This window comes from Aeromonas encheleia (assembly GCF_900637545.1).
Classification (GTDB): Bacteria; Pseudomonadota; Gammaproteobacteria; order Enterobacterales; family Aeromonadaceae; genus Aeromonas; species Aeromonas encheleia.
On record NZ_LR134376.1, the window covers coordinates 4,047,337 to 4,070,904 of the forward strand.

The window sequence follows — 23,568 nt, forward strand, 5'->3', positions numbered from 1 at the left end:
AGGTCCGGACAGGGCGCTCAATCCTCTTACGCGTACAGCGGGTTAACCTTGTCGGCATCGATGCCGTATTTAGCGATGGCGTCGGCCACAACCTGCTTGTCGATCTCACCGCGCTTGGCCAGTTCGGTCAGGGCAGCAACGACGACATAGAACTCGTTCACTTCGAAGTGACGACGCAGGTTGGCACGGCTGTCGGAACGGCCATAACCATCGGTACCCAGTACACGGTAGTTCTCGGTCGGCACGAAGGCACGTACCTGCTCGGCGAAGGACTTCATGTAGTCGGTCGCGGCGATGGTGGCATCGCTACCCAGCACTGAGGTGATGTAGGGTACGCGGGCGGTCGCGGTCGGGTGCAGCATGTTCCAGCGATCAGCGTCCTGACCATCACGAGCCAGCTCGTTGAAGGAGGTCACGCTGAACACGTCGGAACCCACGCCGTACTCGCTGGCCAGGATCTGGGCTGCGGTACGGACGTGACCCAGGATGGAGCCACAACCCAGCAGCTGTACCTTGGCCTTGTTACCGGCCACGGATTCCAGCTTGTAGATACCCTTGCGGATGCCTTCCTCGGCGCCTTCCGGCATGGCCGGCATGGCATAGTTCTCGTTCAGGGTGGTGATGTAGTAGAAGACGTTCTCCGGCTTCTCACCGTACATGCGGCGCAGGCCGTCCTGTACGATCACCGCCACTTCATAGGCGTAGGACGGATCGTAGGAGATGCAGTTCGGGATGGTGCCGGCCAGGATGTGGCTGTGACCATCTTCGTGCTGCAGGCCTTCACCGTTCAAGGTGGTACGACCGGAGGTCGCGCCCAGCAGGAAGCCACGGGCTTGCTGGTCACCGGCTGCCCACGCCATGTCGCCGATCCGCTGGAAGCCGAACATGGAGTAGTAGATGTAGAACGGGATCATCGGGCAATCGTTGGTGCTGTAAGAGGTCGCAGCAGCCAGCCAGGAGGACATGGCGCCCAGCTCGTTGATACCGTCTTGCAGAACCTGACCCTGCTTGTCTTCCTTGTAGTAGGAGACGATGTCGCGGTCTTGCGGGGTGTATTGCTGACCGTGCGGGCTGTAGATGCCGATCTGGCGGAACAGACCTTCCATCCCGAAGGTACGGGCTTCGTCGGCCAGGATCGGGACGATGCGCTTGCCGATGGACTTGTCTTTCAGCAGCACGTTCAGGGAACGCACGAACGCCATGGTGGTGGAGATCTCGCGAGCCTGCTCGCCCAGCAGCGGGCCGAAGGCATCCAGCGCCGGGATTTCCAGCTTGGTGGTGCTCTCGCGCAGACGGGTCGGTACATAGCCCTTCAGCGCGGCACGGCGAGCGTGCAGGTACTTGTGCTCTTCGGTACCCTCTTCGATCTTCAGGTACGGCAACTCTTCCAGCTGCTCGTCGGTGACCGGCAGGCTGAAACGATCTCGCAGGTGACGCACTGAGCCCAGATCCATCTTCTTGACCTGGTGAGCGATGTTCTTGCCTTCGGCCGCTTCGCCCATGCCATAACCCTTGATGGTCTTGGCCAGGATGACGGTCGGCTTGCCCTTGGTCGCTGCGGCCTTGGAGAAGGCGGCGAACAATTTACGGGGATCGTGACCACCGCGGTTCAGGGCGAAGATCTCCTCGTCGGTCATGTCTTTGACCAGCGCGGCGGTTTCCGGGTAACGGTTGAAGAAGTGCTCACGGACGTAAGCGCCGTCACGGGACTTCATGGTCTGATAGTCGCCGTCCACGGTTTCGTTCATCAGCTGGATCAGCTTGCCGGAAGTGTCTTTCTTCAGCAGCTCATCCCACTTGCGACCCCAGATAACCTTGGTGACATCCCAGCCGGCGCCTGCGAACAGACCTTCCAGCTCGTTGATGACCTTGCCGTTACCCACGACCGGACCGTCCAGACGCTGCAGGTTGCAGTTGACCACGAAGACCAGGTTGTCGAGCTTTTCACGCACGGCAACGGTCAGGGCACCCTTGGCTTCCGGCTCGTCCATCTCGCCGTCACCCAGGAAGGCGTAAACGGTCTGCTCGGAGCAATCCTTGATACCACGGTCGGTCAGGTACTTCAGGAAGCGAGCCTGATAGATGGCGGCGATGGGGCCCAGACCCATGGAGACGGTCGGGAACTGCCAGAATTCCGGCATCAGTTTCGGGTGCGGATAGGAAGGGATGCCCTTGCCGTCCACTTCCTGACGGAAGTTGTCCAGCTGATCTTCAGTCAGACGACCTTCAGCGAAGGCACGGGCGTAGATGCCCGGGGAGATGTGACCCTGGAAGTAGACCAGGTCGCCACCGTCCTTCTCGCTGCGAGCGCGGAAGAAGTGGTTGTAGCAGACTTCGTAGATGGTCGCAGAAGAGGCGAAGGAAGACATGTGACCGCCGAGGTCCAGGTCTTTCTTGGAGGCGCGCAGCACTATCATCATGGCATTCCAGCGGATGATGGCGCGGATGCGACGTTCCATCTCCAGGTCGCCCGGGTAAGCCGGTTCGTCGCTGGCAGGGATGGTATTGATGTAGTCGCGATTCGCCTTTTCAGCCACATCAACACCGCTGATGCGGGCTTTCTCGGCCAGTTGTTCAAGGATGAACTGAGCGCGTTGGGGACCCTCTTCACGCAGCAGGGATTCCAGAGAGGCAAGCCACTCCAGCGTTTCTATCGGGTCCACATCGTTCTTCAGGATATCAGACATGGCTGGTTCCTATTGTTATTTGCACGGCGGTTAAGATGCGCAAGAATTCGACAATAAAGCCTTGTGGGATTAGTTTTCCTGCTGACGGATCCGACGCATGGATCGCTGGATCCGGCTGTCTTCCCTCTGCATATCCAACAAGGTGTCCTCGATAAAGGCCAGGTGCTCATGACAAGCAGCCCTGGCCCGCTCCGGAGCCCCCGACAGGATAGCCTCGATCAGGCTCGCACGATGGCGACGGATCTTGGCTACCACTCCCGGACGGCGATTCAAAATTTCATTATTTCGTAAAATATTCTGTTCGAGCATGGGGCCCATGGCCCGCAACAGGTGCAGCAGCACCACGTTGTGAGACGCCTCGGCGACCGCCAGATAAAACTGGGTGACGGCGGCGGATTCGACCACCAGCGACCCCTGCTGACCCGCCTCTTCGATGGCGGACTGCGCCTGGCGGATCCGTTCGAAATCGGCCTCGGTCCCCCGCAGCGCGGCATAGTAGGCACAGATGCCTTCCAGCGCGTGACGAAACTCCAGCAGATCGTACTGGGCTTCAGGGTGGGTGCTGAGCAGTTCGAACAGGGGATCGGCGATCCCCTTGCTCAGGGCATTCTGCACATAGGTGCCGCCGCCCTGACGACGATACAAGAGTCCTCTCGCTTCCAGGCGCTGGATGGCTTCGCGCAGGGAGGGGCGCGATACCTGAAACTGGATGGCGAGTTCGCGCTCCGGTGGCAGCTTCTGCCCCGGCTGCAAGCTGCCTTCCAGAATCATGCTTTCCAGCTCGGCGACGATGGCGTCGGCCAGCTTGGGCTGAGTAATCTTGATATAGGGCATGGGGCTACTTTGTTAAATTGGTATTACCAATTCTATGATTGGGGCGAAAATTAGCAGAGGGCATAGGAAAAGTCCACCCAAAATATGATCTGCATCAAGATTGAAGGTTGCCACTTTAGGGGTAAAAGACGGGAATTATGATGTGGCTCAAAGAAAATGGTCTGACCAATATTTATGAGCTGCCTCACAGATAACATTTGGCCAACAGCCTGAAAGAATGGCTCGCCATAGAGACAAGCCATTGATTTTAAAAATACAAACTAAAGTTTAGCTTTGTCACTTGAAGTTGAGCAGATGGCGATAGTGAGCCCATTCGAAACTATCGCCCGGATCCGCCTTGCGGCCGGGCGCGATATCGCAATGACCGACAATCCGCTCCGGGGTGATGGCAGTATATTGGCCTGATATGGCTCGGGTGAGCCCCGCCAGCGTCAGGTACTGCGCCTCCTCGTAGGGAAGCTCATCTGTCCCCTCCAGCTCGATGCCGATGGAGAAATCGTTGCACGCCTCCCTGCCCTCCCAGCTCGACACCCCGGCATGCCAGGCGCGGGCACCGAATGGCACATATTGCACCAGCTCACCATCGCGCCGGATCAGGCAATGGGCCGAGACTCGCAGCTGATGGATCTCGGCGAAATAGGGGTGCGCGGCAGGATCCAGCCGCCCCAGGAAGAGGTCATCTATCCAGGGGCCGCCGAACTGCCCGGGTGGCAGGCTGATGCCGTGCACCACCAGCAGGGAGATGTCGTCCGGGCTGGCCCGCTCGTTGTGGTGGGGGGACGGCACCCGACGGGCCTGCTCACACCACCCCTCGGCGTCGATGGAAAAAACTGCTATGGGCTGCGTCATCATCTACTCGATCCACAATGGAAATGTGCCCGCTAGCGGGCGGCCGCTCCCATCATAAACTGGGAACAAGCATCTGAATTCATGGGTGAAACTGTGTTAGGCTGAACCATCATTCGCAAGGCACTGGACCCCATATGCACCCGATGGCACGCCGTCTCTGGCTGCTGGCCTGGCTCTCCCTGCTGGGGCTACTGACCCTCTACTTCTACTCAGGTGCTCAGCCGACCGTGACCGCCAGCGGCGATCTGCTGCTCAAGGCCGATGCCAGCGGCCACTATCGTCTGGAGGGTGCCATCAACGGTCAACCGGTGCAACTGCTGCTGGACACGGGAGCCACCCGGGTGACGGTACCGAGCCAGGTGGCCAACCGCCTCGGCCTGATCGCCACCGGCCGCAGCCGGGTCAACACGGCGGCCGGCGAGATCCAGGTCCATACCAGCCAGATCGAAAGCCTGGCGATGGGCCCACTGACCTTGTACGATTTGTCCGTGTTTATCAATCCGGCGGCCGACGGGGAAGAGATCCTGGTGGGCATGAATGCCCTCGGCCGGCTGGAATTGCGCCAGAAAGACAGGCAGTTGCTTCTCAGACCCTTGCAGGAATAAGGCATGTTACAACAGGACATCAGCCGCGCCGTACGCGCCGCACTACTCGAAGACTTAGGTCAAGCCCTCACCACGCTGGATCAACCGGATGCCAGCGCCGACATCACGGCCCAGCTGATCCCGGCCGATCGCATCTCGACCGCCCGTGTCATCACCCGTGAAGCCGGCGTGTTCTGCGGCCAGCCCTGGGTCGATGAGGTGTTCGCCCAGCTGGGAGGCGAGGTCAAGGTGGAATGGAAGGTCCAGGATGGTGAACAGCTCTCACCGGATCAGGAGTTGTTCCGCCTCCACGGCCCTGCCCGCATCCTGCTGACCGGCGAGCGCAACGCCTTGAACTTCGTGCAGACCCTCTCCGGCGTCGCGACCCTCACCGCCCGTTATGTCGCCGAGCTGGCAGGCACCGAATGCCGCCTGCTCGACACCCGCAAGACGCTGCCCGGCCTGCGCAACGCCCAGAAATATGCCGTCACCTGTGGCGGTGGCAAGAACCACAGGATCGGTCTGTTCGACGCCTACCTCATCAAGGAGAACCACATCCTCGCCTGCGGCGGTATCAAAGAGGCCATCGCCGAGGCCCGCCGCCTCAACCCGGGCAAGCCGGTGGAAGTGGAAGTGGAGTCGCTGGCCGAGCTGGAGCTGGCCCTCAGCGCCGCCACCGACATCGTGATGCTGGATAATTTCGATGTGACCATGATGCGCGAGGCGGTCACCCTCAATCAGGGCCGCGCCAAGCTGGAGGTGTCTGGCAATGTCACCCTGGAGACGCTCGCCGACTATGCCGCCACCGGCGTCGACTTCATCTCGGTGGGTGCACTGACCAAGCATGTGCGGGCGCTGGATCTCTCGATGCGCTTTGTCTGAATGCGGACGGGAGAGAAACCCTTCGTTTCGCCCTGCCAGATATTACAGGTCTCGAAACTTGCAAAAGGCGCCACAGGCGCCTTTTCTTTATGCAGGATCCCACGGCATAAGGAGTGTGAAGATGGGCCCTCCCCTGCGATAAAAAGAGTCGTTAGAGGCCATTTAATCTTTGATTTTTCTATGATTTTCACTAAATGACAGAAAAGTGGTTAACAAGAGGGTTACCTCTGTTGCCAACCCGAAGCGCTCGGATAAGATACTGACGTGTGGATAGACTTCCACCAGGACTTATCAGGAACCATGGACAAAAGGATATTTGACATGAAAAGACAATCAGGGTTTACGCTAATCGAATTGATGATAGTGGTTGCGATCGTCGCCATTCTGGCCGCCATCGCCCTGCCGGCCTATCAGACCTATACCAAACGCGCCAAATTTTCGGAGGTTATCGCGGCCGTCGGCCCCGTGAAAACAGCAGTTGAAGTTTGTGTGCAAGGAGCGGCCGACGATGCAGCTGCTCAAGCCTGCGGTACAAATGCAAATAATGTTGCATCTGATCTCGGGGCTTATAAAAATGTCGCTAGTGTCGGAGTTGACGACGACGGAGTAATCACAGCAACAGGAACTACCGATGTAGATGGTGAAACATTCATTCTCACCGCATCTCCTGCTGTTTCAACAGTTAGCGCTGGAGCTCAAATTATTTGGGACAAATCTGGCTCTTGTGTCGCAGCAAGCCTCTGCTAACGCATGACCTCTAGCCCCAATAGCGGCCTGGCCACAAGCCTGGCCGCCTCTTCCCTCCTCAGTGAGCCTGACTCACTACGCTTCTTGAGCCAGGCCAGGGCGCAGCGCAAGCCTTTTGTCACCTTCCTGATCGAGAACGATATCCTCGACAGCAAGGCATTGGCGGACTTCTGTGAGCTGGAGTATGGGGTACCTCTGCTGGATCTTGCCGCCTTCGATCTGGCCGAGATCCCGCAGAAATACCTCAATCAGAAGCTGATTGAGAAACACCATGTGCTGCCCATCTACACCCAGGGGCACACCCTCTATATCGCCATGTCGGATCCGACCAATGTGTCGGCACTGGAGGATTTCGGCTTCAGCTTCGGCCTGCACACGGAAGCCTTGCTGGTCGAGGAGAGCAAACTGACCACCGCCATCGGCAAGCTGATGGAGAACGAGCAGGATGCGCTCGGCATGGACCATATCGACGAGTCTGAGATCTCGGAACTCGAAGTCTCTGACGAAGGCTCTCGGCTCGATGAGGGCGTCAATACGGCGGATGATGATGCCCCCATAGTGAAGTACATCAACAAGATAATGATGGACGCCATCAAGCGCGGCGCCTCGGATCTGCATTTCGAACCCTATGAGACCAAGTACCGGATCCGCTTTCGGATCGACGGCATTCTGCATGAAATCGCCACCCCACCGGTCAACCTGGCCAACCGCTTCTCCGCCCGCCTCAAGGTGATGGCGCGACTCGATATCGCCGAGCGGCGCCTGCCTCAGGATGGCCGGATCAAGTTGAGGCTGTCACGCCACAGATCTATGGACATGCGGGTCAACACCCTGCCCACCATGTGGGGTGAAAAGATTGTGATCCGCCTGCTGGACTCCTCGGCGACTCGCCTCAACATAGAGCAACTCGGTTTCGACGACCGGCAGAAGGCCCAATACCTGAAGGCCCTCTCCAAGCCTCAGGGCATGATCCTGGTCACCGGCCCCACCGGCTCCGGCAAGACGGTCTCACTCTATACCGGCCTCAACATTCTCAATACCAACGAGGTCAATATCTCTACCGCCGAGGATCCGGTGGAGATCAACCTGCCCGGCGTTAACCAGGTGCAGATCAACCCCAAGGCCGGACTCACCTTCGCCAGTGCCCTGCGCTCCTTCCTGCGCCAGGATCCGGATATCGTCATGGTGGGGGAGATCCGGGATCTGGAGACCGCCGAGATCGCCATCAAGGCGGCCCAGACCGGTCATCTGGTGCTCTCGACCCTGCACACCAATTCGGCGGCCGAGACCCTCACACGGATGATGAACATGGGGGTCCCCGCCTTCAACATCGCCTCCTCGGTGACTCTCATCATGGCCCAGCGCCTCGCCCGCAAGCTGTGCGATCACTGCAAGACACCGGAGGTGGTGCCGGACGCCGAGCTGCTGGAACTGGGCTTTACCCCCCAGCAGCTGGCCGCCGGATTGCGGCTGTTCAAGCCGGTCGGTTGCAAGGAGTGCTCGGGAGGATACCGAGGCCGCGTCGGCATCTATGAGATCATGCTCATGTCCGACAACATCGCGAAATTGATCATGCAGGGGGCCAACTCCCTGCAAATAGCCGCCATTGCCCAGAAGGAGGGCATGCGTAATCTGCGTATCTCGGGTCTCGAGAAGGCACGGTTGGGGGTCACCAGCCTGGCCGAGATCAACCGGATCACCACCAACTGAGCCTAGCGTTTCCAACCCGTTCACCCGGGTGATGCCAACGCGGTGTCCCAGGGGATATTCTTCAAGCCAAGGCGGCCCGGACAGGGAGCAATATCATCCGGCCACCGTCGCCCAATTGCAGGATGCAGTGATGGCAACATTAGCTCAAAAACAGAATGCCCCGAAGAAGGTCTTCTCCTTCCGCTGGCACGGGGTCAATCGCAAGGGGCAGAAAGTCTCCGGCGAGTTGCAGGCCGACAGCATCAACACCGTCAAGAACGAGCTGCGCAAGCAGGGCGTCAACGTCACCAAGGTCAGCAAGCGGAGCCAGGGGCTGTTTTCCAAGGGTGGCGCCAAGATAAAGCCGATGGACATCGCCGTCATCTCCCGCCAGATCACCACCATGCTCTCCGCCGGTGTGCCGCTGGTACAGAGTCTACAGATCATCGCGCGCGGCCACGAAAAGGCGGCGGTACGCGACCTGATAGGCCAGATAGCCGCCGATGTGGAAACTGGCACCCCCATGTCGGAGGCGCTGCGCCGCCACCCCCGCCACTTCGATACACTCTACTGCGACCTGGTCGAAGCGGGGGAGCAATCCGGCGCGCTGGAGACCATCTACGACAGGATCGCCATCTACCGCGAGAAGAGCGAGGCGCTCAAGTCCAAGATCAAGAAGGCGATGTTCTACCCAGCCATGGTCATCCTGGTGGCCATCATAGTGACCTCCATCCTGCTGCTGTTCGTCATTCCCCAGTTCGAGGAGATCTTCAAGAGCTTCGGTGCCGAACTGCCCATCTTCACCCAGTTCGTCATCGGCATCTCCCGCTTCATGCAACACTGGTGGTATGCGATCTTTGGCGGCATCGCCCTCGCCATCTTCCTCTACGTGCGCGCCTGGCGCAGCTCCCAGAAGGTGCGGGACAACACGGACAGGTTCATCCTCACCATCCCCATAGTGGGCTCGATCCTGCACAAGGCAGCCATGGCCCGCTTCGCCCGCACCCTCTCCACCACCTTCTCCGCCGGTATCCCGCTGGTTGACGCCCTGGTCTCGGCCGCCGGCGCCTCCGGCAACTATGTCTATCGCACCGCCATCATGGCCATCCGCAACGAGGTCGTGGCCGGCATGCAGATCAACGTCGCCATGCGTACCGTGGACCTGTTCCCCGACATGGTGATCCAGATGGTGATGATCGGGGAGGAGTCCGGCGCCATCGATGACATGCTCTCCAAGGTGGCGGCCATCTTCGAGCAGGAAGTGGACGACATGGTCGATGGCCTTACTAGCTTGCTCGAGCCCTTCATCATGGTGGTGCTGGGGGTACTGGTCGGTGGCATGGTCGTCGCCATGTACCTGCCCATCTTCAAGCTGGGCTCTGTGATACACTGACCCCCTGCGGCCCTACCTGCAGACCCGGGTGGCCAACCCCGCCGGCATGAGCCGGCGCGGGTACGACCCTTTATGGCTCTCTTTCCCAACACAAACGGTTGATTATGGCGTCTCTGATCGAACTGGCCCACGGCCTGCCCTGGCTCTACCTCTCCCTGATGTTTCTCTTCTCCCTGATGATCGGCAGCTTCCTCAACGTGGTGATCCATCGCCTGCCCATCATGCTGGAGCGGGAGTGGCACGCGGAATACCGCAGCTACTTCGACAGCGATGCCGAGCCCGCCCCCACCACGCCTTACAACCTGATGGTACCGCGCTCCTGCTGCCCTCACTGCGACCATCCCATCGGGGCGCTGGAGAACATCCCCCTGCTGAGCTGGCTCTGGCTCAAGGGGCGCTGCCGGCAGTGCCGGGCTCCCATCTCGGTCCGTTATCCGCTGGTCGAATTGCTGACCGCCCTGCTGTCGTTGGCCGTCGCGGCGACCCTGGCCCCGGGCTGGGGCACCCTGGCCGCTTTGGCGCTGACCTGGGTGCTGGTCGCGCTCACCTTCATCGATCTGGACAAGATGCTGCTGCCAGACCAGCTCACCCTGCCACTGCTGTGGGGAGGCCTGCTGTTCAACCTGCTGGGCGGCTTCGTCTCGCTGGGAGATGCGGTGATCGGGGCCATGGCCGGGTATCTGGTGCTGTGGAGCCTCTACTGGGCCTTCAAACTGCTCACCGGCAAGGAGGGAATGGGCTACGGTGACTTCAAACTGCTGGCCGCCATCGGCGCCTGGCTGGGCTGGCAGGCTCTGCCCATAGTGCTGCTGCTCTCCTCCCTGATCGGCGCCCTGATCGGCCTCACGCTGATCGCCCTGCGTCGGCATCATCAAGCCAACCCTATTCCCTTTGGCCCCTATCTCGCCATCGCGGGCTGGATCGCGCTGCTGTGGGGCGATAGCATCACCCGCTGGTATCTGAACACCGTCCTCTAACACAAGGGTGCCCTGACAATGTATGTGGTAGCTATCACCGGCGGGATCGGCAGCGGCAAGACGACCGTCGCCAACCAGTTTGCGACCCTGGGTATCGAGGTGATCGATGCCGACCTGATCGCCCGCGAGGTGGTGGAGCCCGGCACACCGGCACTGACCGCCATCGCCAACCATTTTGGTCCCGGCATCCTGGATGAACAGGGGCGACTGGACAGGCGTGTCCTGCGCGAGCGAATCTTCAGCGAGCCGGCGGCCAAACACTGGCTCAACGCCCTGCTCCACCCCCTCATTCGCAGCGAGATGCTGCGCCAGTGCGCGGCGGCCAGCTCGCCCTACTGCCTGTTGGTGGTGCCGTTGCTGGTAGAGAACCGGTTGATGGCCCTGGCCGATCGAGTACTGGTTATCGACGTGGATGAGGCGACCCAGATCGAACGAACCTGCCGCCGGGACGGGGTGAGTCGCGCCCAGGCGGAGGCCATTCTGGCCGCCCAGGCGAGCCGGGCCGAGCGGCTCGCGGTGGCCGATGATGTGCTGGACAACCAGAGTGGTACAAGTGAGACCATCCTGGCGCGAATTTTGGCGCTGCACGAGACATATCTGGCATTTGCCACTCAACAAGCCCGCCAAGTGTGAGTACACTAGGCCGGTTTATGGCTGGCCAGGATTAGGCATGATTTACGATTTCCCCCTCAACGAAAAAAGCCGGACCTATCTTCGTCTGGAGTCCCTGTTTTCCCAGATCCGCGACAATCTGGAGAGTGACCAGCCTTGGGCACACATCGCCTTTTTCAAGGGGTTGTTCGATCTGCAGGAACTGCTGGAGCGCGGCGATCTGCGTGCCGATCTGATCAAGGATCTGGAGCGGCTCGGTCAGCGACTGAGCCATTGGGCCAGCCTGCCGGAGGTCGATCTCGAGCAGATCCAGCGGATGCAGCAGGAGAGCGCCCAACTCTCCCGCAGCCTGCTCAATTCACCACGGCCCGGCGCCCGCCTGAAAGAAGATCGCCTGCTCGGCTCCATTCGCCAGCGTTTCTCCATTCCGGGTGGCCTGTGCGCCTTCGACGTGCCACAGCTGCACCACTGGCTGGCGACCCCGGCCGTCGCCCGTCATCAGCAGATGCAACAGTGGCTCAGCGACATCAACCTGCTGATGAACGCCATCTCCCTGCTGCTGCGGCTGTGGCGCGAGTCCGGCCACTTCAGCGACCAGGTCGCCACCAATGGCTTCTTCCAGGACACCGCCGAGGGCGCCGAGCTGATCCGCATCCGCATCCTCGGCAACCACTCCTGCTATCCGACCCTGAGCGGTCACAAGAACCGGTTCGCCCTGCGCTTCCTGCCGACGACAGAGCAGCAGATCGGCGACGTCCCCTTCCAGCTAGCCTGTTGCTAACGGTCAAGGAGCCAATATGGTCACCAAGGTGAAATGTCCGACCTGCCAAACCGAGATAGAGTGGGGCCCGCAGAGCCCGTTTCGTCCCTTCTGCAGCAAGCGCTGCCAGCTGATCGATCTCGGCGAATGGGCCGATGAAGAGAAGCGCATCCCGGGCGAGATCAATCCGGAGCTGTTGCCCTACCCGGATGAGGGTGAGCAGTGGCAATGAGCCAGATACCAAAAAGGGCCCGCAGGGCCCTTTTTTAATATCGGCACCCCGGCAAATTACTCCGCCAGCGATGCCTGCAGCCGCGCCACGATCGGGCCGTTGGCATCCGGGAACCGGTATTCGTGCAAGGCGGCCAGCGGCACCCAGCGGCACTCCTGCCCCTCCTTGCCGAAGGGCTCGCCACTGAAACGGGTCACCTTCCAGATATCCAGCAGCACCTGCTTGTCAGGATAATCGTGGTGCAGCTCCATGAAGGGAGCGCAATCCTGTACCCGAATCCCGATCTCCTCCCACAGCTCCCTGTCCAACGCGGTCAGCAGATCTTCCCCTGACTCCACCTTGCCCCCCGGGAACTCCCAGCGATCGCCCTGATGGCGGTCTGAGGAGCGTTTGGCGAGGAAGATCTCGCCCTTCTCATTCTCGATGACGCCGACCGCCACCCAGATCCGTTTCTTCGGTTCCATCTCTGTCCTCAACGTAAGCACGGCAACGCGGCAATCCAGGGGGCCAGCCGACTGGCCTGCTGCGCCTCCTGAGCCGTAAAGATATCCTGCCCCACATGCTCATTCCCACTCGGGGCGGGCTGTGGCCAGGGGCTCACCCCGGGCGGGGTGAAGCAACGATCATGCACCAAGCAGCTTTGGCGCAGATAGCGCCACAAGCAGTCGCGCAGGAACCACTGATCCACATTCGGTGTCTCCATGGTACCCGGTTGATAGGTGGCAAGCAGCGGGGCCAGCGGCGGCAGTATGCCGGCCACCCCGCCCCACATTCCCGCCAGCACCAGATCGGTATGGCTCCACCAGTCACGCATGATATGGAACCAGCGCTCCGATGCAAGCCAGGCATCGACGGCGAGCCGTTCCCGGATGTTCAGCACTGAATCCGCATCGCGGATCAGGAAGCGCCCCACCCCGGGATCGTTGGCCACCAGGAAGCGCCAGCACAGGCGCTGACGCAGAGACTGTCCGGCCGGCTGCACCAGCACCTCGGCACCGTGCTCCTGCAGACACGCCAGCAAGGCTGCCGGCACGCTCGCATCCACATAGAAACGCACCCGCCAACCCGGATAGAGATAGGCCGCCGCCAGCATGTTGTCGAGCGCACCGCGCAGATAGCGCCGCTCGCTGCCCCACAGGGAGAAGGCGATGACCTTCTGCCGGTCGGGGCGCTCGGCCAGCCAGGTATCCGGGCCACCTGCGGGCAGCACCCACCCCTCGGCCGGCTGACCGGATGCCTCATCCTTCAGGATCAGTGCACGGGTGCCCGCCTGCGCCGCCTCGGCATGACGCCCAAGCTTGGCGAGGGAGGTACAAAGGCCATCCTGGGCCAGATATTCCCTCGGCTCACGCCGTGCCAGCTCGGTCAGTCGCAGCAGTGCCCGCTCATATTGGCCGGATCGCGACAGACAGACACAGAGGTTGCGCAGCACCTCGTTGTCACCGGGTTCGGTCTGATGAGCCAGTTCCAGCACTTGTGCGGCCGAGGCCGGATCGCCAGACAGAAAGAGGTAATAGGCAAACTGCAGCTGCAGGGGAGCGGGCTTGAGGCGCTCCCCGTTCAGTCGTGCCAGCACCAGCTGGACGGCCTCCTGTCGCCGCTCCTGCAACCAGCTGGCATGGGCCGCTTCGTCCCACCCTGTCGGCGCCTTGCTCATCTTCTCTCTCCTTCCTTGGGGGCCCTGAAATGAATGCACCGCCCGGAGGCGGTGCATGAATCACAACAAGGGATCAGGTCAACTGACCGTGGCAGTGCTTGTATTTCTTGCCGGAACCGCAGGGGCAAGGATCGTTGCGACCGACCTTCTGCTCGTCACGCACGAAGGTGACATGACCCTCTTCGGGCTGGGCCTCTTCGTCGGCCAGCTGGTTCTCGGCGGCGGCATGGGTGTAGGTACGGGGAGCCGCTTCCGCCTGCTGGCGCTGATGCTCTTCCATCGCCTCCACGTCGCGCTCCTGCACCTGCACCCGGCTCAGGATGCTGACCACGTCGCGCTTGAGGGTTTCCAGCATCTGGGTGAACAGATCGAAGGATTCGCGCTTGTACTCCTGCTTGGGGTTCTTCTGGGCGTAGCCACGCAGATGAATGCCCTGACGCAGGTGATCCATGGCCGCCAGATGCTCCTTCCAGAGGCCATCCAGGGTCTGCAGCATCACCGCCTTCTCGAAGTTGCGCAGCACCTCGACGCCGACCAGCTCCTGCTTGTGGGCGTAGAGCTTGGTAGCTTCCTCCAGGATGCGCTCGCGCAGCTTCTCTTCATACAGCTTGTCATCTTCCGCCAGCCACTGCTGCAGCGGCAGATCCAGCGAGAAGTCGGACTTCAGGCGGGCTTCCAGGCCCGGCACGTCCCACATCTCTTCCAGGGACTGGGGCGGGATGTACTCGTCGATGACGCTGCCATAGACGTCGTCGCGGATGACGTGGATGGTGTCGGAGATGTCATTGGTGTCCAGCAACTCGTTGCGCTGCTCATAGACCACCTTGCGCTGATCGTTGGCCACGTCATCGAATTCGAGCAGGTTCTTACGGATGTCGAAGTTGCGACCCTCCACCTTGCGCTGGGCGTTCTCGATGGCCTTGGTCACCCAAGGATGCTCGATGGCCTCGCCCTCTTCCATGCCCAGCTTCTTCATCATGCTGGTGACACGGTCGGAGGCGAAGATCCGCATCAGGGTATCTTCCATGGAGAGATAGAAACGGGAAGAACCCGGGTCACCCTGACGACCGGAACGGCCGCGCAGCTGGTTGTCGATACGGCGGGATTCGTGACGCTCGGTGCCGATGATGTGCAGGCCGCCGGCGGCCAGTACTTCATCGTGGCGGATCTGCCAGGCGGCCTTGATCTCGCGGATCTGCTCGTCGGTCGGGTTCTCCAGCGCGGCGATCTCGGCCTGCCAGTTGCCACCCAGCACTATGTCGGTACCACGACCGGCCATGTTGGTGGCGATGGTCACGGCGCCAATCTGGCCGGCCTGGGCGACGATCTCCGCTTCCATGGCGTGGAACTTGGCGTTCAGTACCTTGTGCGGGATGTTCTCCTTGTTCAGGATGCCGGACAGCAGCTCGGAGTTCTCGATGGAGACGGTCCCCACCAGTACCGGCTGGCCGCGGGAGACGCAACCGCGAATGTCTTCGACGATGGCGGCATACTTTTCCTGGGCAGTCAGGTAGACCAGATCGCCCATGTCCTTGCGCACCATCGGCTGGTTGGTCGGGATGACCACGGTATCCAGACCATAGATCTGTTGGAATTCAAAGGCTTCGGTGTCGGCGGTACCCGTCATCCCCGCCAGCTTGTCATACAGACGGAAGTAGTTCTGGAAGGTGATGGAGGCCAGGGTCTGGTTCTCGTTCTGGATCTTGACCCCTTCCTTCGCCTCGACGGCCTGATGCAGACCATCGGACCAGCGACGGCCCGGCATGGTACGACCGGTGTGCTCGTCGACGATGACGATCTCGTCCTTCTGCACTATGTAGTCGACGTTGCGCTCAAACAGGGTATGAGCGCGCAGGCCGGCGTTGACGTGGTGCAACAGGCTGATGTTGGTGGCTGAGAACAGGGAGTCATCCTCCGCCAGCAGCCCCTCTTTCTTGAGCAGCTCTTCCACGAAGATCTGGCCGGTTTCGGTCAGCAGCGCCTGACGGTTCTTCTCATCCACCGTGTAGTGGCCGTCACCGGTATACTCTTCGGAGTCTTCCTTGTCCTGCTTGACCAGCAGCGGGATCAGCTTGTTGACGCGGATGTAGAGCTCGGAGCTGTCTTCGGCCGGGCCGGAGATGATGAGCGGAGTACGGGCTTCATCGATGAGTACGGAATCCACCTCATCCACCAGCGCGTAGTTGAGCGGACGCTGCACGCGCTGCTCCGGCGAGAACGCCATGTTGTCGCGCAGGTAGTCGAAGCCGAATTCGTTGTTGGTACCATAGGTGACGTCGGCGGCGTAGGCGTCGCGCTTCTGGGACGCATCCATGCCGGGCACGTTGCAGTCGACCGTCATGCCGAGGAAGGTGAACAGCGGGCGGTTCGCCTCCGCATCACGCTTGGCCAGATAGTCGTTCACCGTCACCACGTGCACGCCACGACCGCTCAGGGCGTTCAGATAAGCCGGCAGAGTCGCGGTAAGAGTCTTACCTTCACCGGTCTTCATCTCGGCGATGCGGTTGGAGTTCAGCACCATGCCGCCGATCAGCTGCACGTCGAAGTGGCGCATGCCAAACACCCGGCGGGAGGCTTCGCGCACGGTGGCGAACGCTTCCGGCAACAGCTGCTCCAGCGTCTCACCCTGCTCAAGACGCTGACGGTACTCAGCGGTCTTGGCCTGCAGCTCCTGATCGGACAGTGCCTCGAACTGAGGCTCCATCGCATTGATCTGTTTTACAATTTTGCGCAAAGCCTTGAGCGTTCTGTCGTTCCGGCTGCCGATAATCTTGGTGAGCAGTGTGCTAATCATGGGTACCAACTGTTTTGGTTATATTTGAGCGTTCCGTCACTGGAACCTGAAGAAAAAACCTAACCCCGTCTGGCGTTCAGAAAGCGTGCGGGGTTGACCTGACGACCATCTTTCAACACTTCATAATGCAAATGCACCCCGGTCGCGCGACCGGTTCGCCCCATCAGGGCTATCTTCTGGCCCTCATCGACCAGGGTGCCCACATCCACCAACAACTTGGAGTTGTGGGCATAGCGGGTCACCAGACCATTGCCATGGTCAATCTCGACCATGTTGCCAAATTCCGGGTGGCGGCCCGCCCAGCTGACGATCCCCTTGCCGGTCGCCATGATGGGGGTGCCGGGCTTGCCACGGAAATCCACGCCCTTGTGCATCTTGGCTCGACCGTTGAACGGATCGACCCGGCCACCGAAGCCAGAGGAGATCCAGACTCGCTCCTGCTTGACCGGCGAACCGGCAATGAAACCGGCATCGGTGATATGGTGATTCATGATGAAAGATTCAAGTACCGACAGCTGTTCTTCACGGCTACTGAGCTGGCGGTTGAGGTGCGCCATGGAATCTTGCAGCTCGTTGAGGCTGACTTCCAAGTCTGCATCATAGGAGGGACCGCCCATCGGGGGCAGCTCCTTGAAATTGAACTCGTCGGGATCGAGATCGGCCTTTTCGGTCAGCCGCTCGCCGAGCGCATTGAGGCGGCCCAGTTGCCCCTGCATGGTGCCCACCTGAGCGGCCAGCATGGCAAGCTGTTCACGGGCTTCATCGGCCCCTTGCGTGGATTTTTGCTGTTCGGCCTTGGCCAGCGCGATTTCCAGCGCCTCCATCTGCTGGTGCCAGCTCTGCCAGAGCCAACCACCACCCAGTGCCAACAGGGAGAAGAGGATACCGCCGACCCAGGCCAGACGTTGTTTGGGTAAGTGCAACTTGCGGCGCTGCTTACCGTTGAGGATCAGGGTAATGCTCATAGAAATATGTCTTCTCGGTCAGGTGCGGCCAGGAGCCTGCACGGGCAATAAAACCGGGAGATAATCGGTATTAAAGGATGGAATAAACAAATGACAGGACGTCGGTGCGGAGAGATGACCGACGTCCTGTTGCACAGCTATCAGGCCAGAACCAGACCGTTATCGTAGTAAGCGATGGGCGCTTTCTCGCCCTCACCCTCGAAGGTCACCAGTTCCCAGGCCTCCTGCTTGGCCAGCAAGGCACGCAGCAGTTTGTTGTTCAAGGCGTGGCCAGTCTTGTAGGCACGGAATTCGCCGATGATGCTGCGGTTACACATATAGAGGTCACCGATCGCATCCAGCATCTTGTGCTTGACGAACTCGTCTTCATACCGCAAACCATCTTCGTTCAGCACCCGATAGTCATCCAGCACCACGGCATTCTCCAGGCTTCCGCCCAATGCCAAGTTCTGGGACCGCAGGTACTCGATGTCGCGCATGAAACCAAAGGTACGGGCACGACTGATCTCTTTCACGAAGGAGCTACCGGAGAAGTCCAGCACGCAACGCTGGTTGCGGCCTTCAAACACCGGATGCTGGAAATCGATCTCGAGATCCATCTTGAAGCCGTTGCGATAGGGGTGGAATTCCGCCCACTTGTCGCCGTCTTCAACCCGGATGCTCTGCTTGATCCGCACGAACTGCTTCGGCGCATTCTGTTCACGGATACCGACTTCTTGCAGCAGGTAGATGAACGGGTGCGCACTGCCATCCATCACCGGGATCTCGGGTGCGTCAACCTCCACATAGAGGTTGTCGATCCCCATCCCGGCCAGGGCGGCAGAGAGGTGTTCGATGGTAGAAACGCGTACACCGGCTTCGTTCACCAGAGCGGTACAAAGCACGGTATCGCGCACCTGATCGGCGTTGGCTGGCAGCGCTACCACAGGATTCAGATCGGTACGCAAGTAAACGATCCCTGTGTTAACAGGCGCCGGACGGAACGTCATTGTGACTTTCCGGCCCGAATGCAGGCCCACACCGGTGGCCTGAACACTCGTTTTCAAGGTTCTTTGTCTAATCATGGGTGTATCCGCTTAACAGCTCAAATTCCGGACCAGATGGTCGTTGCCGGGCCATCTTAGCACAATCCTTAAGCAACAAACAAACCAGAGCCATCAGAGGCTTAGTCAGCTTGTTTGCGCAGGAACGCCGGAATATCCAGATAATCCGGTTCGCGACGAGCTTGCGGCTCGGCGTTAACCACCTTGGCCGGGGCCTCTTCCATCACGCGAGACTGCAGTGCTTCGCTGATCAGGGGCTGACGGGCCGGACGCTCTTGAACCATGTTGTTCTTGACCAGCGTGATGTCGGCCTTGCGCTCGGCACCGATACCGGTCGCGACCACGGTCACCCGCAGTTCGTCGTGCATTTCCGGGTCGATTACGGTACCCACCACCACGGTGGCGTTCTCGGAGGCGAAGGCCTTGACCGCGTTACCCACGGTTTCGAACTCTTCGATGGTCATGTCCATGCCGGCGGTGATGTTGACCAGGATGCCACGGGCACCGGCCAGATCCACGTCTTCCAACAGCGGGCTGGAGATGGCCTTCTCGGCGGCTTCTTCGGCACGGTCATCACCGGAGGCAGAACCTGTCCCCATCATGGCGGTACCCATCTCGCGCATCACGGTACGCACGTCCGCGAAGTCGACGTTGATCAAACCCGGGCGGGTGATCAGCTCGGCGATGCCCTGTACCGCACCCAGCAGCACATCGTTGGCCGCCTTGAAGGCGTCCAGCAGGGAGATACCGCGACCCAGCACCTTCAGCAACTTGTCGTTGGGGATGGTGATCAGGGAGTCGACGTTCTTGGACAGCTCCTCGATGCCGTGTGCCGCGAAGCCCATCCGCTTCTTCCCTTCGAAGGAGAACGGCTTGGTCACGACGGCAACAGTCAGGATGCCCATCTCGCGCGCCACTTCGGCCACGATAGGCGCGGCACCGGTACCGGTACCACCACCCATGCCGGCGGCGATGAACACCATGTCTGAACCGGTCAGCAGCTCACGCAGCGCTTCCCTGTCTTCCATGGCGGCGTCACGGCCCACTTCCGGATTGGCTCCGGCACCCAGACCCTTGGTGATGCCACCGCCGATCTGCAGAGTGGTGTTGGCACTGGAGTTGCGCAGCGCCTGGGCGTCGGTGTTGACGGTAATGAACTCAACACCCTCGATGTTTTGACGAACCATGTGCTCGACTGCGTTGCCGCCGCCGCCACCCACACCTATCACCTTGATGACGGCTTCGTCAGTGTGGCTATCCATAAATTCAAACATGTTGTCTCTCCGCTTTATTTGCCTGACTCAGCAAAATCTTTAGAACTCGCCACGCAGCCAGTTGCTGACCCGTTTGACCAGGCCACCTACGCTTGCCTTGGCAGCATATTCTTTGCTCGTACCGGTGGATTGATGGGTTCGGCCGTACTGCAGCAACCCGACCGCGGTCGAGTACACCGGTGCCTGCACGTAATCACTCAATCCACGTATGTTCATGGGTTCGCCCACCCGGACCTGGCTCTGGAAGATCTGCTCTGCGCACTCCACAATGCCTTCGATCTGGGCCGCGCCACCGGTCAGTACTACCCCGGCCGCCAGCTGATGCTTGACCCCCTGTGCCTTCAACTCGCTCTGCACCCGCACCAGCTCATCATTCACCATGGAGAGCAACTCGGTGTAACGGGGTTCAATCACTTCGGCCAGTGTCTGCCGCTGCAGGCTACGCGCCGGACGGCCGCCGACACTGGGGACTTCAATATTGTCTTCCTTGCTGACCAGGCGGCCGAGGGCGCAACCGTAGCGCACCTTGATCGCTTCTGCGTCCAGCGGCGGTGTGCCGAAGGCGTAGGCGATGTCGCTGGTCACTGTGCTGCCGGCATAGGGGATCACCTTGGTATGGCGCAGGGCACCGCCGGTAAACAGCGACATGTCCATGGTGCCACCCCCGATGTCCACCACGCAGACACCCAGCTCCTTCTCGTCTTCCGTCAACACGGCATAGCTGGAGGCCAGCGCCGAGAAGATCAGCTGATCCACCCGCAGACCGACCTTCTCAACGCATTTCTCGATGTTGCGAGCCATGTCGTTGTGGCAGGTGATCAGGTGCACCTTGGCCGCCATCCGCACGCCGGACAGGCCGACCGGATTCTTGATCCCTTCCTGATAGTCGATGGCAAACTCCTGGGGCAGCACGTGCAGCACCCGCAGCTCATCGGACAATCGCACCGACTTGGCGGTGTGGATGACGTTGTCCACGTCCTCCTGGGTCACCTCTTCGTCGGAGATGGGCACCATGCCGGTCTCGTTGCGGCAATCGATGTGCTTGCCGGACAAGCCCAGATAGACCGAGCTTATCTGGCAGTCGGCCATCATCTCGGCCTCTTCCACCGCCCGGCGCAGGGACTTGACCACGGAGTCGAGATCATTGACCCCGCCCTTCTCCATCCCGCGAGACGCGTGGCTACCCATGCCGATGACATTGAGCTCGCCATCCGGCAATACTTCTCCAACCAGTACCGCCACTTTGGTCGTGCCGATATCCAGTCCGACAATCAAATTCCTATCTGCGGTGTTGGTCATTCACTTTCTCTTCGTTCTTCTTCCAGCCAACCGCCATTCCGGTGTCGTATCGAAGGTCCACGTAAGCCACTTGCTCACGGGGTTCGATGACCGGGAAGGCATCGATAAACCGCTGCAGGCGAAGCGCGATGTCCGCGCGCCCCACAAACAGCTGAATGTTGCCATCCAGGGTCAGTTCCCAGGCATGGCGAGGGGTCAGATTCACCCCCAACAACTTGTATCCCTTGGCAGCCAGCTGCGCCTCGTACTGGTGACTGGCCTCCAGCACCATGGCGGCCTGATCATCGGGCCCGGACAACTGCATCAGGGGTGTTTTCACCCTGTCCGGTGCACTGAATACCTCACCCTTGGTGTTGACGAAGCGGTTGCCATTCCAGCGTGCCGCCACCGCCTGTTCGGTGAGGTAGACCTTGATCTTGTTCGGCCACTTCTTGCGTACCGAGACCTGGGCTACCCAGGGCAGGGCGTTCAAACGCCCCTGCAATTCGTTCACATCCAGCTCGAAGAAGTTGCGCAGTTCGGCGCCATCCAGCACGGCGGCGCGCAACTCATCGGCCTTCAAATATTCGTGTTGCCCCTGCAGCAACAGCTCGCTCATGGGCAACCGACTGGCATCCGTCAGCCAGTCTTTAACATCCAGCGCAGTCTGGTAGAGCCCCCACATGACCAGGATGAAAAATGCCACCCCGGCGATGAAGCCCCCCTTGGTGCGCCCTTGTGCCCTTGCCTCCACCCGCTCAATCCCCGTTTAACGCGCCATGCCGGCCACTTGCAGACCGGTCCGCCATTATATAGGCCCCGGCTTGGCGGTCAAAATACTCATTGGGCCCTCAGGCACCGGATTTCATGCTATCCACGCTCAATTTCATCTCACCGAGGCGACGCGCCAGGGCACCGACGTTCCCCGCGCCCTGAGTCAGCACCAGATCCCCTTCACCGATCAGCTCCGCCAGCACCGCAGGCACATCGTCCGGCGTTGCGACAAAGATGGGTTCCAGACTGCCGCGGGAGCGGATGGTGCGACAGAGGGCGCGGCCGTCGGCCCCCGGGATCGGCTCCTCACCGGCGGCATACACCTCCAGCATCACCAACACGTCCACCTTGGAGAGCACGTCGGCAAAATCTTCATAGAGATCCCGGGTCCGGCTGTAACGGTGTGGCTGGAACACCATGACCAGGCGCTTCTCGGGCCAGCCGGCGCGGGCGGCATTGATGGTCACCTTCACCTCGCTCGGGTGGTGACCGTAGTCATCTACCAGCATGGCCTTGCCACGACCGGTCTCGAACTCGCCATATTGCTGGAAGCGGCGACCCACCCCCTCGAACTTGGAAAGCGCCAGGATGATGGCCTCGTCGCCGATCCCGTCTTCGGTTGCGACCGCGATGGCGGCGGCGGCGTTGAGCGCGTTGTGCACCCCCGGCAGATTGAGGGTCACCTGCAGCTCACCGGCACCAGCGCGACGCACCCGGAAGCGGCTGCGATTGCTGGTCTGCACGAAGTCCAGCACCTGCACGTCGGCATCAGCGGACAGACCGTAGGTGATGGTAGGACGGCCGATCTCCGGCAGCAGGCCACGGATCACGGGATCATCCACGCACACCACGGCCAATCCGTAGAACGGCAGGTTGTGCAGGAAGTCGATGAAGGTGGACTTCAGCTTGGAGAAGTCGCCGCCGTAGGTGTCCATGTGATCCGCTTCGATGTTGGTCACTATGGATACCATGGGCTGCAGATGCAGGAAGGAGGCATCGCTCTCGTCCGCTTCGGCGATCAGGTAACGGCTGCTGCCCAGGCGTGCATTGGTACCGGCGCTGTTGAGCAGGCCGCCGATGACGAAGGTGGGATCCCGGTCGGCCTCGGCATAGATGCTCGCCACCAGACTGGTGGTGGTGGTCTTGCCATGGGTGCCGGCGACGGCGACGCCGTGACGGAAGCGCATCAGCTCGGCCAGCATCTCGGCACGGCGCACCACTGGGATGCGCAACTCACGGGCGGCCAGCAGCTCGGGGTTGTCCTGCTTGATGGCGGTCGACACCACCACCACGCTCGCCTCGTTCACATGCTCGGCGCTGTGGCCTACGAAGATGTGGGCACCAAGCGAAGCCAGCCGTTCGGTCACCGCATTGCGCGACAGATCGGAGCCGGAGATCTGATACCCCTCGTTGGCAAGCACCTCGGCGATCCCGCCCATACCGGCGCCACCGATGCCGATAAAGTGAATGCGGCGCACGCGGCGCATTTCGGGGATCACGGTACGCAGTTTTGCCAGTTCAACCTTGGTCATAGTTC

At 60.6% G+C, this 23,568-nt stretch carries 21 protein-coding genes; 9 read left to right on the plus strand and 12 right to left on the minus strand.

Translation table 11 applies throughout. The annotated features are described in order from the left end of the window. Window positions 1-26 precede the first annotated feature (26 nt). The 3 genes from aceE to ampD all read right to left on the minus strand — a co-directional run bounded on the left by aceE (window position 27) and on the right by ampD (window position 4,370). Window positions 27-2,687, minus strand: a complete 2,661-nt coding sequence (gene aceE, locus EL255_RS18740; protein WP_042653202.1) for a pyruvate dehydrogenase (acetyl-transferring), homodimeric type — start codon at window positions 2,685-2,687, stop codon at window positions 27-29. Between the two features lie 69 nt (window positions 2,688-2,756). Next, the gene (gene pdhR, locus EL255_RS18745; protein WP_042653203.1) at window positions 2,757-3,521 is read right to left on the minus strand and encodes a pyruvate dehydrogenase complex transcriptional repressor PdhR; all 765 of its coding nucleotides are present in this window, start codon (window positions 3,519-3,521) and stop codon (window positions 2,757-2,759) included. Between the two features lie 276 nt (window positions 3,522-3,797). Then, window positions 3,798-4,370, minus strand: a complete 573-nt coding sequence (gene ampD, locus EL255_RS18750) for a 1,6-anhydro-N-acetylmuramyl-L-alanine amidase AmpD (protein ID WP_042653321.1) — start codon at window positions 4,368-4,370, stop codon at window positions 3,798-3,800. A 134-nt stretch (window positions 4,371-4,504) separates the two neighbouring features. Here ampD and EL255_RS18755 point away from each other — a divergent pair, with 134 nt between their 5' ends. The 9 genes from EL255_RS18755 (at window position 4,505) to yacG (ending at window position 12,246) form a co-directional block, all read left to right on the plus strand. After that, the gene (locus EL255_RS18755) at window positions 4,505-4,975 is read left to right on the plus strand and encodes a retropepsin-like aspartic protease family protein (RefSeq protein ID WP_042653204.1); all 471 of its coding nucleotides are present in this window, start codon (window positions 4,505-4,507) and stop codon (window positions 4,973-4,975) included. A gap of 3 nt (window positions 4,976-4,978) precedes the next feature. After that, the gene (gene nadC, locus EL255_RS18760) at window positions 4,979-5,836 is read left to right on the plus strand and encodes a carboxylating nicotinate-nucleotide diphosphorylase (RefSeq protein ID WP_042653205.1); all 858 of its coding nucleotides are present in this window, start codon (window positions 4,979-4,981) and stop codon (window positions 5,834-5,836) included. Window positions 5,837-6,157: 321 nt separating this feature from the next. Beyond that, window positions 6,158-6,583, plus strand: coding sequence for a pilin (locus EL255_RS18770; protein WP_042653206.1), 426 nt, complete (start codon window positions 6,158-6,160; stop codon window positions 6,581-6,583). 3 nt (window positions 6,584-6,586) lie between these two features. Then, window positions 6,587-8,293 carry a PilB family type IVa pilus assembly ATPase TapB gene (gene tapB, locus EL255_RS18775; RefSeq protein ID WP_042653207.1) on the plus strand — a complete coding sequence of 569 codons (1,707 nt, stop codon included), beginning with the start codon at window positions 6,587-6,589 and terminating at the stop codon, window positions 8,291-8,293. A gap of 130 nt (window positions 8,294-8,423) precedes the next feature. Continuing rightward, on the plus strand, window positions 8,424-9,665 hold the full coding sequence (locus EL255_RS18780) for a type II secretion system F family protein (RefSeq protein WP_042653208.1): 1,242 nt from the start codon (window positions 8,424-8,426) through the stop codon (window positions 9,663-9,665). A gap of 104 nt (window positions 9,666-9,769) precedes the next feature. Continuing rightward, window positions 9,770-10,642 carry a prepilin peptidase gene (locus tag EL255_RS18785; RefSeq protein ID WP_042653209.1) on the plus strand — a complete coding sequence of 291 codons (873 nt, stop codon included), beginning with the start codon at window positions 9,770-9,772 and terminating at the stop codon, window positions 10,640-10,642. An 18-nt stretch (window positions 10,643-10,660) separates the two neighbouring features. Next, window positions 10,661-11,275, plus strand: coding sequence for a dephospho-CoA kinase (gene coaE, locus EL255_RS18790; protein ID WP_042653210.1), 615 nt, complete (start codon window positions 10,661-10,663; stop codon window positions 11,273-11,275). 37 nt (window positions 11,276-11,312) lie between these two features. Continuing rightward, window positions 11,313-12,035 carry a cell division protein ZapD gene (gene zapD / locus EL255_RS18795; RefSeq protein WP_042653211.1) on the plus strand — a complete coding sequence of 241 codons (723 nt, stop codon included), beginning with the start codon at window positions 11,313-11,315 and terminating at the stop codon, window positions 12,033-12,035. A gap of 16 nt (window positions 12,036-12,051) precedes the next feature. After that, window positions 12,052-12,246, plus strand: a complete 195-nt coding sequence (yacG, locus tag EL255_RS18800; protein WP_042653212.1) for a DNA gyrase inhibitor YacG — start codon at window positions 12,052-12,054, stop codon at window positions 12,244-12,246. A 56-nt stretch (window positions 12,247-12,302) separates the two neighbouring features. Here the strand turns inward: yacG and mutT are convergent, their stop codons facing one another. From mutT to murC, 9 genes are all read right to left on the minus strand, one after another. Continuing rightward, window positions 12,303-12,710 carry an 8-oxo-dGTP diphosphatase MutT gene (mutT, locus tag EL255_RS18805; protein WP_042653213.1) on the minus strand — a complete coding sequence of 136 codons (408 nt, stop codon included), beginning with the start codon at window positions 12,708-12,710 and terminating at the stop codon, window positions 12,303-12,305. A gap of 8 nt (window positions 12,711-12,718) precedes the next feature. After that, complete coding sequence (locus EL255_RS18810; protein ID WP_042653214.1) at window positions 12,719-13,903, minus strand: tetratricopeptide repeat protein; 1,185 nt, start codon at window positions 13,901-13,903, stop codon at window positions 12,719-12,721. Between the two features lie 73 nt (window positions 13,904-13,976). Then, complete coding sequence (gene secA, locus EL255_RS18815) at window positions 13,977-16,697, minus strand: preprotein translocase subunit SecA (RefSeq protein WP_042653215.1); 2,721 nt, start codon at window positions 16,695-16,697, stop codon at window positions 13,977-13,979. A 59-nt stretch (window positions 16,698-16,756) separates the two neighbouring features. Further along, entirely contained in the window at window positions 16,757-17,662 is a 906-nt protein-coding gene (locus tag EL255_RS18820; protein WP_042653216.1) for a M23 family metallopeptidase, read from the minus strand. A 140-nt stretch (window positions 17,663-17,802) separates the two neighbouring features. Further along, window positions 17,803-18,726 carry a UDP-3-O-acyl-N-acetylglucosamine deacetylase gene (gene lpxC, locus EL255_RS18825; protein ID WP_042653217.1) on the minus strand — a complete coding sequence of 308 codons (924 nt, stop codon included), beginning with the start codon at window positions 18,724-18,726 and terminating at the stop codon, window positions 17,803-17,805. Window positions 18,727-18,827: 101 nt separating this feature from the next. Then, entirely contained in the window at window positions 18,828-19,979 is a 1,152-nt protein-coding gene (ftsZ, locus tag EL255_RS18830) for a cell division protein FtsZ (protein WP_042653218.1), read from the minus strand. 39 nt (window positions 19,980-20,018) lie between these two features. Further along, complete coding sequence (gene ftsA, locus EL255_RS18835) at window positions 20,019-21,278, minus strand: cell division protein FtsA (RefSeq protein WP_042653219.1); 1,260 nt, start codon at window positions 21,276-21,278, stop codon at window positions 20,019-20,021. Further along, a complete protein-coding gene (locus EL255_RS18840; protein ID WP_042653220.1) occupies window positions 21,259-22,011 on the minus strand; it encodes a cell division protein FtsQ/DivIB in 753 nt (250 codons plus the stop codon). The genes ftsA and EL255_RS18840 overlap by 20 nt, the downstream gene beginning before the upstream one ends. Before the next feature lie 97 nt (window positions 22,012-22,108). Beyond that, window positions 22,109-23,563: a UDP-N-acetylmuramate--L-alanine ligase gene (gene murC / locus EL255_RS18845; protein ID WP_042653221.1), complete on the minus strand. Its 1,455-nt coding sequence runs from the start codon at window positions 23,561-23,563 to the stop codon at window positions 22,109-22,111. Window positions 23,564-23,568: the final 5 nt, after the last annotated feature.

Bases quoted from the DNA above. Each gene is read 5' to 3' on its own strand.
- aceE (WP_042653202.1), bottom strand. From the start codon at position 2,687: ATGTCTGATATCCTGAAGAACGATGTGGACCCGATAGAAACGCTGGAG.
- pdhR (WP_042653203.1), bottom strand. From the start codon at position 3,521: ATGCCCTATATCAAGATTACTCAGCCCAAGCTGGCCGACGCCATCGTC.
- ampD (WP_042653321.1), bottom strand. From the start codon at position 4,370: ATGACGCAGCCCATAGCAGTTTTTTCCATCGACGCCGAGGGGTGGTGT.
- EL255_RS18755 (WP_042653204.1), top strand. From the start codon at position 4,505: ATGCACCCGATGGCACGCCGTCTCTGGCTGCTGGCCTGGCTCTCCCTG.
- nadC (WP_042653205.1), top strand. From the start codon at position 4,979: ATGTTACAACAGGACATCAGCCGCGCCGTACGCGCCGCACTACTCGAA.
- EL255_RS18770 (WP_042653206.1), top strand. From the start codon at position 6,158: ATGAAAAGACAATCAGGGTTTACGCTAATCGAATTGATGATAGTGGTT.
- tapB (WP_042653207.1), top strand. From the start codon at position 6,587: ATGACCTCTAGCCCCAATAGCGGCCTGGCCACAAGCCTGGCCGCCTCT.
- EL255_RS18780 (WP_042653208.1), top strand. From the start codon at position 8,424: ATGGCAACATTAGCTCAAAAACAGAATGCCCCGAAGAAGGTCTTCTCC.
- EL255_RS18785 (WP_042653209.1), top strand. From the start codon at position 9,770: ATGGCGTCTCTGATCGAACTGGCCCACGGCCTGCCCTGGCTCTACCTC.
- coaE (WP_042653210.1), top strand. From the start codon at position 10,661: ATGTATGTGGTAGCTATCACCGGCGGGATCGGCAGCGGCAAGACGACC.
- zapD (WP_042653211.1), top strand. From the start codon at position 11,313: ATGATTTACGATTTCCCCCTCAACGAAAAAAGCCGGACCTATCTTCGT.
- yacG (WP_042653212.1), top strand. From the start codon at position 12,052: ATGGTCACCAAGGTGAAATGTCCGACCTGCCAAACCGAGATAGAGTGG.
- mutT (WP_042653213.1), bottom strand. From the start codon at position 12,710: ATGGAACCGAAGAAACGGATCTGGGTGGCGGTCGGCGTCATCGAGAAT.
- EL255_RS18810 (WP_042653214.1), bottom strand. From the start codon at position 13,903: ATGAGCAAGGCGCCGACAGGGTGGGACGAAGCGGCCCATGCCAGCTGG.
- secA (WP_042653215.1), bottom strand. From the start codon at position 16,697: ATGATTAGCACACTGCTCACCAAGATTATCGGCAGCCGGAACGACAGA.
- EL255_RS18820 (WP_042653216.1), bottom strand. From the start codon at position 17,662: ATGAGCATTACCCTGATCCTCAACGGTAAGCAGCGCCGCAAGTTGCAC.
- lpxC (WP_042653217.1), bottom strand. From the start codon at position 18,726: ATGATTAGACAAAGAACCTTGAAAACGAGTGTTCAGGCCACCGGTGTG.
- ftsZ (WP_042653218.1), bottom strand. From the start codon at position 19,979: ATGTTTGAATTTATGGATAGCCACACTGACGAAGCCGTCATCAAGGTG.
- ftsA (WP_042653219.1), bottom strand. From the start codon at position 21,278: ATGACCAACACCGCAGATAGGAATTTGATTGTCGGACTGGATATCGGC.
- murC (WP_042653221.1), bottom strand. From the start codon at position 23,563: ATGACCAAGGTTGAACTGGCAAAACTGCGTACCGTGATCCCCGAAATG.